Annotated in this window: 9 protein-coding genes; 7 read left to right on the top strand and 2 right to left on the bottom strand. The window is 71.2% G+C overall.

Annotated elements, in window-relative coordinates; all coding sequences use genetic code 11:
* Positions 1 to 54 precede the first annotated feature (54 nt).
* From D7X32_RS08135 to D7X32_RS08125, 3 genes are all read left to right on the top strand, one after another.
* The gene (locus tag D7X32_RS08135) at positions 55 to 723 is read left to right on the top strand and encodes a hypothetical protein (RefSeq protein WP_120601940.1); all 669 of its coding nucleotides are present in this window, start codon (positions 55 to 57) and stop codon (positions 721 to 723) included.
* A gap of 66 nt (positions 724 to 789) precedes the next feature.
* The gene (locus D7X32_RS08130; protein WP_120601939.1) at positions 790 to 2139 is read left to right on the top strand and encodes a S1 family peptidase; all 1350 of its coding nucleotides are present in this window, start codon (positions 790 to 792) and stop codon (positions 2137 to 2139) included.
* The gene (locus D7X32_RS08125) at positions 2127 to 3095 is read left to right on the top strand and encodes an FHA domain-containing protein (protein WP_120601938.1); all 969 of its coding nucleotides are present in this window, start codon (positions 2127 to 2129) and stop codon (positions 3093 to 3095) included. The genes D7X32_RS08130 and D7X32_RS08125 overlap by 13 nt, the downstream gene beginning before the upstream one ends.
* A 22-nt stretch (positions 3096 to 3117) precedes the next feature.
* Here D7X32_RS08125 and D7X32_RS08120 read toward each other — a convergent pair whose 3' ends face one another.
* Positions 3118 to 4098, bottom strand: coding sequence for an aldo/keto reductase (locus D7X32_RS08120; RefSeq protein WP_120601937.1), 981 nt, complete (start codon positions 4096 to 4098; stop codon positions 3118 to 3120).
* 77 nt (positions 4099 to 4175) lie between these two features.
* Between D7X32_RS08120 and D7X32_RS08115 the strand changes: the two genes are divergently transcribed.
* Entirely contained in the window at positions 4176 to 5381 is a 1206-nt protein-coding gene (locus D7X32_RS08115; RefSeq protein ID WP_279635567.1) for a cytochrome P450, read from the top strand.
* 104 nt (positions 5382 to 5485) lie between these two features.
* Here the strand turns inward: D7X32_RS08115 and lon are convergent, their stop codons facing one another.
* Complete coding sequence (gene lon, locus D7X32_RS08110) at positions 5486 to 7945, bottom strand: endopeptidase La (protein ID WP_120601935.1); 2460 nt, start codon at positions 7943 to 7945, stop codon at positions 5486 to 5488.
* A gap of 270 nt (positions 7946 to 8215) precedes the next feature.
* Here lon and D7X32_RS08105 point away from each other — a divergent pair, with 270 nt between their 5' ends.
* The 3 genes from D7X32_RS08105 to D7X32_RS08095 form a co-directional block, all read left to right on the top strand.
* On the top strand, positions 8216 to 9433 hold the full coding sequence (locus D7X32_RS08105; protein WP_120601934.1) for a vWA domain-containing protein: 1218 nt from the start codon (positions 8216 to 8218) through the stop codon (positions 9431 to 9433).
* Between the two features lie 244 nt (positions 9434 to 9677).
* Positions 9678 to 10541 (top strand): ImuA family protein, encoded by an 864-nt coding sequence (locus D7X32_RS08100; RefSeq protein ID WP_120601933.1) that lies wholly within the window; start codon positions 9678 to 9680, stop codon positions 10539 to 10541.
* 12 nt (positions 10542 to 10553) lie between these two features.
* The coding region (locus tag D7X32_RS08095; RefSeq protein WP_147450075.1) for a Y-family DNA polymerase at positions 10554 to 12068 on the top strand (1515 nt) is incomplete at its 3' end.

Below are 12068 nucleotides of genomic sequence, written 5' to 3'. Positions count from 1 at the left end.
CGGCGGGGCAGGGGCGCGGGCACGGCGCGGGCTTCGGGGTTATCCTCGGGGCCCGTGCTCCTGCCCGTCCTCACCGGTGTCTGGTTGTCGCTGTCCGGCGCGCTCGGAACGGAGCTGCGGCGGGATGGCTACAGCTTCCGTCCGCCGGACGCGTTCCGGATGACGCGTTGGGAGCGCTACACCGGCTCGCACGTGGGCGCGGTGTCGGAGGACTCCATGCGCACGCGCGGCCTGTCCGCGGCGCTGGCGGACGGGGAGGGGGCCGACGCGGCCACGTTCCTCATCGCCGTGGTGGACGGGGGCTTCTCCGCCAGCCCATCCGAGCGCGACGCGTTCTCCACCGCCGTGGTCCAGCACTTCCAGCGGGAGCTGGGCGTGGCGCTCACACCGGAGCGGGTGGACCGGGTGGGCGGGCCGGTGCCCCGGGTGGAGGTGCTGGGCACGCTGCGTGAGGCAGGGCAGGTGCGCACGGTGCTGGTGACGGGGCTGGCCTCCGAAGGCCGCCACGCCGTGGTGACGGTCAGCGCGCCCGCCGCCCGCTGGGATGCCCTGGCCCCCGGGGTGCGCGCCTCGCTGGAGACCTTCCGCATGGAGGCCCCGGTGACGGGCGTCCTGTCCCGGCGGCTCGCGGGGGCGCTGGCGGGCACCCTGGCCGGAGCCCTGCTGGTGTCCTACGCGGCCTGGCGCCGCCGCAGGCAGGGGGAGGGGCCGGCCGCTTCGTAGTCCCTCTCAACAGAGGGCGACAGCGTCCCCCGGTGGAGCTCGCGGTGGGATACGTTGCCGCCGCCCATGTTCTCCCTCCTCCTTGTCGCCGTGCTCGCGCAGGGGCCCGTGGTCCCTCCGGAGCCTTCGGCGTCCCCAGCCCCGCCGGTCGTCCTTCCGGCGCCGGACGCTGGCGTCGCGGACGCGGTGGTGCCGCCCCTGCCGGTGGCCTCGCTGCCCCCGGCCACGCATGAACTGTTCCGCCGCATCCAGGGCCGCGTCGCGCAGGTGCGCATCATCGAGCGCCGCTCCGGAACGAAGTCCTCCATCGGCTCCGCGTTCTTCGTGAGCGCGAAGGGCCATGCCCTCACGAACTACCACGTCGTCTCCGACCTGGTGCTCCACCCGGAGGACTACACTGCGGAGCTGGACCGGGGCGACGCGACGGTGCCGGTGCGCCTGCTCGCGGTGGACGTGGCGAGCGACCTGGCCGTCATCCAGATGGATGCGCCCGTCAGCGACTACTTCAAGCTGGAGGAGCACGAACCCCCGCAGGGCACGCGCCTGTTCGCCATGGGCAACCCGCGCGACCTGGGCACCACCATCGTGGAGGGCACCTACAACGGCCTGGTGCGCGATGCCCTCTACGAGCGCGTGCACTTCACCGGCGCCATCAACCCCGGCATGAGCGGTGGGCCCACGCTCAGCGGCGAGGGTGGCGTGGTGGGCGTCAACGTGGCCACCATGGGCAACCAGGTGGGCTTCCTCGTGCCGGTGGCCCGCGCGCGGACGTTGCTGGACCGGGCGCTGCAACAGGAAGCGCCGCCGGACCCGGCCGCGCTGATGACGTCCGTGCAGGAGCAGTTGCTGGCCAACCAGCAGCGCATCACCGACCGGCTGATGGCCACGGACCTGCCGAAGCAGGCGCTGGGCGAGTACCGCGTCCCCGGCCGCTGGAGCCCGTTCCTCAAGTGCTGGGGCGACACGCCGCATGATCCGGAGACGCCCTACACGGTGACGAGCTACCAGTGCTCCTCCGAGGAGGACATCTTCCTGTCCTCCAGCCACCGCACGGGTGTGGTGGCCTACCTGCACCAGCACGTCGAAAGCCAGAAGCTGGGCGCGATGCGCTTCTCCGCGCTCTACAGCACGCTCTTCTCGCAGGATCCGGACGCGGTGGCCGCCACGCGCGAGGACGTCACCAACTTCCGCTGCAAGTCGGAGTTCGTGAACGTGAATGGCCTCACGGTGCGCGCCGCGCTCTGCCTGCGCGCCTACCGCCGCTTCCCGGGCCTCTATGACCTGGTGCTGCGCGCGGCCACGCTGAACGCTTCCACGCACGGCGTGGACACCAGCCTCACGCTGGGCGGCTTCTCCGCGGACAACGCACGCAAGCTGGCGCGCCGCTACCTGGAGGGTCTGTCGTGGACGAAGTGATCTTCCTGGAGGTGCTGGAAGGGGACGCCGTCCAGTCACGCCACCGGCTGGACACGCTGCCGGTGACGGTGGGGCGCGGCTACGCCAACGACATCATCCTGGACGACCCGAAGGTCTCCGCCGAACACCTGCGCCTGGAGCGGCGCGAGGACGGCGCGGTGGTGCTGCGCGACGTGGGCAGCGTGAACGGCACGTTCAGCGTGGAGCCCTGGGTGGCGGTGAAGGAGCTGGTGCTCACCCCGGACACGCGCGTGTCGGTGGGGGACACGGTGCTGCGCTTCCGGCCGCGCTCCTTCGTGGTGGAGGACACCGTCGTCAACGAAGCGGCCGCCTCGCCGCGCGAGCGCTTCTTCGAGCGCCCCCGGGCCTTCGCGCTGGCCATGCAGGCGTTGGTCGCCATGTCCTTCATCTCCGAGCGGGTGACCCAGTTCCAGAAGACGGACTGGGGCGACCTGTTGTTGTCCAGCGTGCTGCCTCTGGGACTGGCGCTCCTGTGGGCGGGGGGCTGGTCGCTGGCGAGCCGCATCGCGCGGCGCAGCTTCTACTTCCGCGTGCACGCCACCATTGGCGCGCTGCTGCTGCTGGGCTTCGCGGTGGCGCCGCCGCTGTTCTCGCTCCTGAGCTTCAGCTTCTCGCTGGGCGCGGGGTTGGGCTTCGTGCGCATGCTGGCCGTGCTGGGGCTGGTGGGGTGGGGCATCTACTGGCACCTGCGCTACGTGACGCGTTGGAGCGCGAAGCGCGTGGTGCGCGGGCTCGTCATCGCGTCGGTGGGTGTGCTGGTGCTGACGAACGTGTCGGAGCTTCTGGGCAACGAGCCCTTCAGCGAGTCGCTGGAGTTCCCCCGGTCGCTGCTGCCGCCGGTGCTGCGCGTGGCCCCGGCGCACTCAGTGGATTCGTTCTTCGAGGACGTGAAGCCCCTGGAGAAGAAGGTGGACGCGCTCGTGAAGGAGCCCTGAGGCGCGTCCACCGCTTCAGGGCCTACAGGCCGCGCACCGCGTGCGGCTTGTAGGGGGCCTCCAGCGCCTTCACCTCTTCCGGCGTGAGCTTGAGGTTCACGGCCTTCACCGCGTCCTCCAGGTGCTCGGGCTTCGTCGCGCCGATGATGGGCGCGGTGACCACGGGCTTGGACAGCAGCCACGCCAGGGACACCTGCGCGGGCGGGGCCTTGCGCGCTTCCGCCACCTGCTTCACCGCCTCCACCACGTCCCAGTCCCCGGGCTGGTTGTAGAGCACCGGCGACAGCGTGTCGGAGCCCGCGCGCGTCGTGGACTCCTTGTCGTCCAGCGACTTGCGCGAGCCCGCGAGCAGTCCCCGCGCCAGCGGCGACCAGGGGATGACGCCCACTCCCTCCGCCTCGCAGAGGGGCAGCATCTCCCGCTCCTCCTCGCGATAGACGAGGTTGTAGTGGTTCTGCATGGACACGAAGCGCGCCCAGCCGTTGCGCTCGGACACGCTCAGCGCGCGCATGAACTGCCATGCGTACGCGGAGCTCGCGCCCAGGTAGCGCACCTTGCCCTGGCGCACGAGCTGATCCAACGCGGACAGCGTCTCCTCGATGGGCGTGTTCGGGTCCATCCGGTGGATCTGGTACAGGTCGATGGTGTCCACGCCCAGCCGCTTGAGGCTCGCCTCGCACGCTTGCGTGATGGCCTTGCGCGACAGGCCGCGCTCGTTCTGGCCGCTGCCCGTGGGGAAGTAGACCTTCGTCGCCAGCACCACCTCGTCCAGCTTCGCGTACTTGCGCAGCGCGCGGCCCGTCACCTCCTCGCTGACCCCGTCCGAGTACATGTTCGCGGTGTCGAAGAAGGTGACGCCCAGCTCCACCGCGCGGCGGAAGAAGGGCTGCGCGGCTTCTTCATCCAGCACCCACGGGCGCCACTTCGGAGTGCCGTAGCTCATGCAGCCCAGGCAGATGCGGGAGACCCGCAGGCCCGTGTGACCCAGGTTGGCGTACTTCATTGGTCCGCTCCTTCGCGTGGCAGGCACCTCAAGGTGCCGGGGCGTCTGGTGGTGCCAGCTTCGTTCGCAGCTTGCGTATGCCCAGCATGCGCGAGCGCTTCAACCTCCTGTCGCCGGAAGTGAAGGCCAACCCCTATCCCACCTACGCCCGCATGCGCCGCGAGGCCCCCGTGTGTCAGGTGGAGCCCGGTGGCATGTGGGCCGTGTCGCGCCATGAAGACGTGCTGCGCGTCCTCAAGGACCCCCAGCGCTTCTCCTCGCAGGGCTTCCGCGTGGCCACCAACCCGCCGTGGCTGGGCGGCAATCCCTTCTCCGAATCCATGCTCACCCTGGACCCGCCCCAGCATGGCCGCCTGCGGGTGCTGGTGCAGAAGGCGTTCGGCGCGGCGGCCATGGCCCGCCTGGAGCCCCGCGTGCGCGACATCTGCCGGCAGGCGGTGGCGGAGCTGCCCCGGGGCGTCCCGGTGGACCTGATGCCCCCGTACGCCCTGCGCATCCCCGCCGCCGTCATCAGCGACCTGCTGGGCCTGGACCCCTCGCGCACCACGCGGCTGAAGCAGTGGGCGGACCTCATCACCGGCGGCGTCACCACCGTCCGGCCGGAGGAGGAGGACCGCAAGCAGAGGGCCCGCGACGCGGTGGCGGAGCTGCGCCAGTACTTCGGCGAGGTGCTGGACGCCCGAGCCCGCACGCCCGGCACGGACCTGGTCAGCGAGCTTCAACAAGCCCGCGTGGACGGCGAGGCCCTGTCGAAGGACGAGCTCATCGCCTTCATGGCCCTGCTGCTGGTGGGCGGCATCGAGACGGTGGTGCACCTGTTGGGCGCGTCGCTCGTCGTGCTCAGGGAGCATCCGGAGATCTGGGCCCAGCTGCGCGCGGACCGCTCGCGCATCCCCGCCTTCATCGAGGAGGTGCTGCGCTACGAGCCGCCCGCCCAGGCCGCGCCGCGCCTCACCACGGAGGCGGTGGAGGTGGGCGGGGTGAGCCTGCCCAAGGGCGCTCCCGTGCTGGTGCTGCTGGGCTCCGCCGCGCATGACGACGCGCACTTTCCGGATGGCGACCGCTTCAACCTGTCCCGCCCCGTCCCGCAGAACCTGCCCTTCGGCCACGGCGTCCACTTCTGCCTGGGCGCGCAGCTGGCGCGCATGGAGGGACGGCTGGCCCTGGAGGCGCTGCTGGACACCTTCCGCCACCTGCAGGCCGGCCCGGAGCCCATGACGTGGCACCGCACGCTGGTGGTGCGCGGGCCCGCCACGCTGCCGCTCGTGCTGCACCCGCACTGAACGAAAAGCAGGGCAGGGGACCCGCCCCCGCAAAGACAACGGGCAGGTCCCCGTGAAGGAACCTGCCCGCGTCACTGCTTCACATCAGGAGCTGAAGCCGAGCCTTACGCCCGGACTTCCGCCGGGGGCGTGTCCGTGGTGGTGGCCGGAATCGCGGCCCCCTCCTTGAACGGAGACGTCTCCAGCGCGGCCTTGAGGACCTCGTCCATGTGCGTGGCGAAGATGAACTCCAGCTCGTTCTTCGCCTGATCCGGCACGTCGATGAGGTCCTTGCGGCAACGCTCCGGCAGGATGACGCGCTTGATGCCCGCGCGGTGCGCCGCCAGGACCTTCTCCTTGATGCCGCCCACCGGCAGCACCAGGCCACGCAGCGTGGCCTCGCCCGTCATCGCCGTGTCGTGCCGCACCCGGATGCCCGTCAGCAGGCTGGTGAGCGCGGTGAGGATGGTGACGCCGGCCGAAGGACCATCCTTGGGGATGGAGCCCGCGGGGAAGTGCAGGTGCAGGTCCGTCTTCTCCAGGAAGTTGGACGGGATGCCGAGCGCCTCCGCCTTGCTGCGCAGGTAGCTCAGCGCCGCCGTGGCGGACTCCTTCATCACGTCGCCCAACTGGCCGGTCAGGGTCATGCCACCCTTGCCCGCCATCTTGGTCGCTTCGATGAAGAGCAGGTCGCCACCCGCCGCGGTCCACGCGAGGCCCGTCGCCACACCGGGAACCTCCGTGCGCTCCGCGACCTCCGAGTAGAACATCTCGGGCCCGAGGATCTCCTTCACGCGCTCGGAGTTGATGGTCTGCTTGTCCAGCTTGCCACCGGCCACTTCCACCGCCACCGCGCGGCAGATGTCCGCGATGCGGCGCTCCAGGTTACGCACGCCCGCCTCGCGGGTGTACGACGTGGTCAGGATGAGCAGCGCGTCGTCCTGCACCTCGATGTGGTCCCCGTTGAGGCCGTGCTCCTTGAGCTGCTTCGGCACGAGGTGGATGCGGGCGATGGCCTGCTTCTCCTCGAACGTGTAGCCCGTCAGCTCGATGATCTCCATGCGGTCGCGGAGCGGCCCGGGGATGGGATCCAGCTGGTTCGCCGTGGCGACGAACATGACTTTCGACAGGTCGAACGCCACGTCCAGGTAGTGGTCGCTGAACGTGCTGTTCTGCTCCGGGTCCAGCACCTCCAGCAGCGCCGCGCTCGGGTCGCCGCGGAAGTCCGCGCCCAGCTTGTCGATTTCGTCCAGCATCATGACCGGGTTCTTCGTCCCGGCCTTCTTCATGCTCTGGATGAAGCGGCCCGGCAGCGCGCCCACGTAGGTGCGGCGGTGGCCACGGATCTCGGCCTCGTCACGCACGCCGCCCAAGCTGAGGCGCACGAACTTGCGGCCGGTGGCCTTCGCCACGCTCTGGCCCAGCGACGTCTTGCCGACGCCCGGGGGACCGACGAGGCACAGGATGGGCCCGCGCATGTCGTTCTTCAGCTTGCGGACGGCCAGGTACTCCAGGATGCGCTTCTTCACCTTCTTGATGCCGAAGTGATCCTTGTCCAGCTGCTGGCGCGCGTTCTCGATGTCGAGGTTGTCCTCGCTGATCTTCGACCACGGCAGGTCCGCGATCCAATCCAGGTAGGTGCGCGCGACGGTGTACTCGCTGGAGGCCGCCGGAATCGTCTTCAGGCGGTTGAGCTCCTTCTGGGCGACCTTCTCCACCTCAGGAGGCAGGGCGGCCTTCTTCAGGCGCTCCTGGAGCTCGTCGAGCTCTTCCTCTTCCTCGCCCATCTCGCCGAGCTCTTCCTTGATCGCCTTGAGCTGCTGGCGCAGGTAGTACTCGCGCTGGGTCTTCGACATCTCGCCCTTCACGGCGGAGTCGATCTTGTTGGAGAGCTTGAGGATCTCGCGCTTGCGGTTGAGCAGCTCCAGGACGAGCTTCATGCGCGCCTTGAGGTCGACCGTCTCCAGCACGGCCTGCTTCTCCTCGATGGGCACGTCCACGTTGGCGGCGATGAGGTCCGCCAGGTGGCCCGGGTGCGTGATGCTCTCCACCAGCTCCGTGGCGGCGGCCGGCAGCTCGGGCATCAGCTCGATGACCTCGCGCGCCAGCTTCTTCAGGTTGATGCCCAGGGCCTCCACCTCGACGTTTTCGGAGGAGGTCTTGTCCTCCACCGCGTCGACGCGGGCCTTGAGGTAGGGGGCTTCCTGCACCAGCTCCATCACGCGGAAGCGCGCGAGGCCCTGGACCACCAGCGAGTAGTTGTCCTCGCCCATCTTCAGCAGCTTCACGATGCGGGCGACGGTGCCCATCGTGTACAGGTCGGACGCGCCCGGATCCTCTTCCTCGGCGCGGCGCTGCGTCACGACACCGATGACCTGGTCGTCGCGGACGGCGTCCTTGATCAGCGCGATCGTCTTCTGGCGGCCGACGGCCAGGGGCAGCACACCACCGGGGAAGAAGACACTGTTGCGCAGCGGCAGGATGGGCAGCACCTGCGGGATGTCTTCCTTGTTGATGAGCCCCGGAGGGGCCATCGCGGTGGGCATGGCGCTGGCCGCGGTGCCCTTCTTCTTCTCGTCAGACATGGGAGTTCGGCCTCTTCCTTGCTTGAACCCGGTCAGCAAGCGGCCGGGCCGGTGAACCATCCGGTTGTTTTCTGCGACGGATGAACCAACGTAACAACCAAACCGGACATGGCAAACGCGATGTGCGTTATTTCCGTGCCTCGTCGGCTGTACGACGCTCCTCCTTGTAACGGCCTAGAAGTCTCGCGTCCGGCGAAGGGGTGGGGCATGCTTGCCCCCTCTCACGCTTGATGCGGTGCGCGAGCGCGCGCCCCCGCACTGGAGGCCGATGTGAAGCTCCACACCTGCGCCCACCTGATGTCGCTGTCCGCGCTCCTGGCGCTCGGCTGCCACTCTCCCGTGGACGACGAAGGCTCCACCGTTCCCGAGGCCTGCCAGGCGACGCCGCCGGTGGTGGCCCCCCAGAAGACGGACATCCTCTTCGTCATCGACAACTCCGGATCCATGCGGGAGGAGCAGCTGGGCATCGCGACGGAGCTGCCCGCCTTCCTGACCGCGCTGAAGGCGGGCAGCGGCGTGATCCAGGACTTCCGCGTGGGGGTCATCACCACCTCCGTGTACCAGCGCCAGCGCTTCCCGGACGGAGGGGAGGTGCTCCGCTCCTTCCCGGATCAAGAGGGGAAGCTGCAACCGGTGCGGGACGAGTCAAACCAGCCCACCGCCGAGCGCTTCATCGAGAGCTCGGATCCGCAGCTGCTGCCCAAGTTCCAGCGCCTGGTGGATCAGGGGACGTCCGGCAGCGGCCAGGAGGCGCCCTTCGAGGCGGTGCGGCTGGCGGTCGCCTCCCCCCTGGCCACGCAGCCGCTGGCGGAAGGGGGCAACGGAGGCTTCCTGCGGGACGACGCCCGCCTGCTGGTGGTGGTGGTGTCGGACGAGGAGGACTGCAGCTCCGAGCAGCGCCCGCCCCCGGTGGCGCTGGGGCAGGACACGTCCGTGGATTCGTGCACCGCCCAGGGGGATCAGCTGACCCCGGTGTCGGAGTACTACCAGGCGTTCCAGTCCTTGCGGGATGGCCGGGGGGCGTCGCGCGAGGTGCTGTGGGCGACCATCGGGCCGGTGGCGCTGACGGACAAGCGGGCGGAGCTGACGACGGAGACGGTGGGCAGCACCACCTACGTGCGCAACGTCGACTGCCCGACGTCCTACGGGCCCGGCTACCGGCAGAGCGCCATGGCGCAGGCGTTCGACGTGACCAAGGCGAACCTGGATTCCATCTGCAAGCCGAGCTACCAGCAGACGCTGCTGGACATCGCGGAGCTGGCCACGGTGGCGCAGAGCGTGGCGGTGGTGAACCTGCCGGATCCGCGGCTCGCGGTGGTGAACGTCACGCGCTCGGACGGATCCGTGCAGACGTGCACGGCGGCCAACGGCGACTTCCGCTACGAGCCCCCCAGCGGCGACCGCCCCGCGCGCATCTTCTTCCTGGGCACGTGCCTGCGGCGCGTGGGCGACACGAAGGTCGAAGTAAAGGTGCTGTGCGCCGGGTAGCCCGGAGCTGATCCGCGCGCCTCACCCGAAGGGCCCCGCGAAGCACGCGGGGCCCTTTTTCGTGGGCCGGCACGTGACCTGTCATGTCCGGTGCCAAGAAAAGTGAAGCGCGCGGATCCGACCCCTCCCGTCGAGCGGAGCACCCGACGCGACAGGTTCCACCCGCTCGGAATACCGCCTGCCGGGGTGTCAGACGGCTTCGGATACTGGCCCCATGCGCGCGGTGCGCACGCGAGGAGGCGACATGGGCGCGGCGGTGGAGCGGTCGGGGTTGGGCGTGGTGGAGGAGCTGCGCGAACGGATCCGCCAACTGCAGGCGGCGCCCCGTCGCGCGCTGTCGGTGCTGCGCACGGGCGTGGACGCGGTGGACGCGCTGCTGCCCCAGGGCGGCCTTCCGCTGGGGCACTCCGTGGAGCTGTGCGGCGAGGCGGCGTCGGGGCGCACCAGCCTGGCGCTGCGCGCGGTGGCGTCCGCGCACCGGGAGCTGCGCCTGTGCGCGTGGGTGGATGGTCCGAAGGAGCTCTATCCCCCCGCCGCGGCGGCGCTGGGCGTGGACCTGGAGCGGCTGCTCGTCGTGCGGCCCCGGGCCTTCGCGCAGCGGGTGTGGTCCACCGTGCAGCTCGCGCGCAGCGGTGCCTTCACGGCGGTGGTGTTGGATCTGACGCTCGGCGTGGGCGCCCCGGGGCGTCCGGAGCGGCTGTCCCTGTCGGAGGCGCGCAAGCTCGCGGACGCGGCGGCGCGGGGCGGGACGCTGGTGCTGCTCCTGACGTCGCCGGAGGCTCCCGCGGACGGGCTCGCGCGGCTGCGGCTGGAGGCCCGCGGCGTCCAGGGCTGGTCCGTGGAGTTGGAGCGCAGCCGGGGCGGTGGCGTGGGGACGCGCATCGTGTGTCCCTGGCGGGAGCTCTACCCGGAGGTGGGGCTGGATGCCGGGGCGCGGATGCTGGACGCGGACGTGGCGGAGCCGGGGGACGCGGGGCCGGGCTTCTACCGCGACCCGGGAGACCGCGTGCGCAACGGCCTGGGCATCCTGGGCCAGCGTCCCGGCCGCGACGCGCCCATGCCTGCCTTGGGTGATGCGCTCGCCGGGCCGTCGCCGGGCGGCCGCTGAGGACGGTGGGCCATGCGGAAGGGCTACCTGCACGTCACGCGCTTCCCGGTGCAGCGCAAGGTCATTGAGTCGCCCGCGCTCGCGGGACAGCCGTTGGCGCTGGTGGAGGAGGTGCGCGGACAGCGCCGGGTGGCCTTCGCCTCCACGCGCGCGCTGAAGGCCGGCGTGCGGCCGGGGATGACGCTGACGGCGGCCACGGCGCTGGAGCCCACGCTGCGGCACTTCCCGTACCGGCCCAAGGACGAGGCCCAGGCGCTGAGCGCCCTGGGGGAGTCGCTGCTCGGTTTGTGTCCGGGCTTCCAGCGCGACGCGCCGGAGGGGCTGTGGTTCGACGCGAGCGCGGCGCACCTGGTGGGCGGCGAGCTGGAGCTGGGCGCGCGCGTGCTGGAGGTCTGCGGCGAGCAGGGCTACCGGGCGCACGTGACGGTGGCGTCGGAGGCGTTCACCTCGCGGGTGCTGGCGCGGCATGGCTCCCGGCGGGTGGAGGTGGTCGCGGAGGGGCAGGGTGCGCGGGCGCTGGCGCCCCTGCCACTGAGCGCGCTGGAGGACACCGCGGCGCGGGCCTTCTCCGTCCTGGGGTTGTCCACGTTGGGGGAGGTGGCGGCGCTGCCTGCCGGGGCGGTGACGGCGCGCGGAGGCGCGGGCGCGGCCCGGGCCCATGCGCGGTGCCGGGGTGTGGACGACACGCCCTTCACTCCGGAGGCGCTGGAGGAGGCGCTGGAGGACCGGGTGGTGCTGGACGCGCCCGCGGACACCTTCGAACCCGTGCAGTTCGCGCTCAAGACGCTGTTGGACCGGCTGGGCGCGCGGCTCTCCGGGCGGCAACGGGCGGCGGTGCGGCTCACCTTCGTGCTGCGCCTGGATCCCACTGGCGAAGCCCAGGTGCCGCTCCTGCTGGCGCGGCCCACGGCGCGCGCGAAGCTGCTGCTGGACCTGGCGCGGCACCAGCTGGGGGAGCTGCGGCTGGAGCGGCCGGTGGCGGAGGTCGCCGTGCGGGTGGACGCGCACGACGAGGACCTGGGCCAGCAGCTCGCGCTGGGGGACGCGCCGGAAGGGGACGCGGCCCTGGAGGGCGTGCTGTCGCGGTTGGCGACGACGTTGGGGGAAGAGGCGCTATTCGCCGCGTCCCTGGAGGCCGTGCACCGGCCGGAGTCCGCGCACACGCCCCGGGCCTTCCACCCGCCGGAGACGCGGCGCGGCCTGCTGTCCACGCAAGCGCCAGCGGCGCAGGCTCTGGAGCCCGCGCCGCCCATCACCGTCTGGCGCGAGGCGGGCGCTGCCCGGGAGCGGCCGTCGCGGCTGTTGGCCCAGCCGGCCCGGCTGGAGGCGGAGGTGGCGCCGTCCGGGGAACTGCTGGCGGCGCGGCTCGCGGGACGGCGGCACCGGGTGACGGCGATGGCGGGGCCGGAGCGGCTGGGTGGTGAGTGGTGGACGGACACCCCGTACCAGCGGGACTACTACCGCGTGCACTTCGAGGGGCTGGGGCCCGCCTGGGTGTACCGGGACGGGCGGGACGGGGGCTTCTAC

Source organism: Corallococcus carmarthensis (genome assembly GCF_003611695.1).
Taxonomy (GTDB): domain Bacteria; phylum Myxococcota; class Myxococcia; order Myxococcales; family Myxococcaceae; genus Corallococcus; species Corallococcus carmarthensis.
Note: the sequence above shows the minus strand (reverse complement) of the source record. Positions and strands in the feature narration are given on the sequence as shown.

Excerpts from the sequence above, each read along its gene's own strand:
- D7X32_RS08130 (WP_120601939.1), top strand. The coding sequence starts at position 790 with ATGTTCTCCCTCCTCCTTGTCGCCGTGCTCGCGCAGGGGCCCGTGGTC.
- D7X32_RS08120 (WP_120601937.1), bottom strand. The coding sequence starts at position 4,098 with ATGAAGTACGCCAACCTGGGTCACACGGGCCTGCGGGTCTCCCGCATC.
- D7X32_RS08115 (WP_279635567.1), top strand. The coding sequence starts at position 4,176 with ATGCCCAGCATGCGCGAGCGCTTCAACCTCCTGTCGCCGGAAGTGAAG.
- lon (WP_120601935.1), bottom strand. The coding sequence starts at position 7,945 with ATGTCTGACGAGAAGAAGAAGGGCACCGCGGCCAGCGCCATGCCCACC.
- D7X32_RS08100 (WP_120601933.1), top strand. The coding sequence starts at position 9,678 with ATGGGCGCGGCGGTGGAGCGGTCGGGGTTGGGCGTGGTGGAGGAGCTG.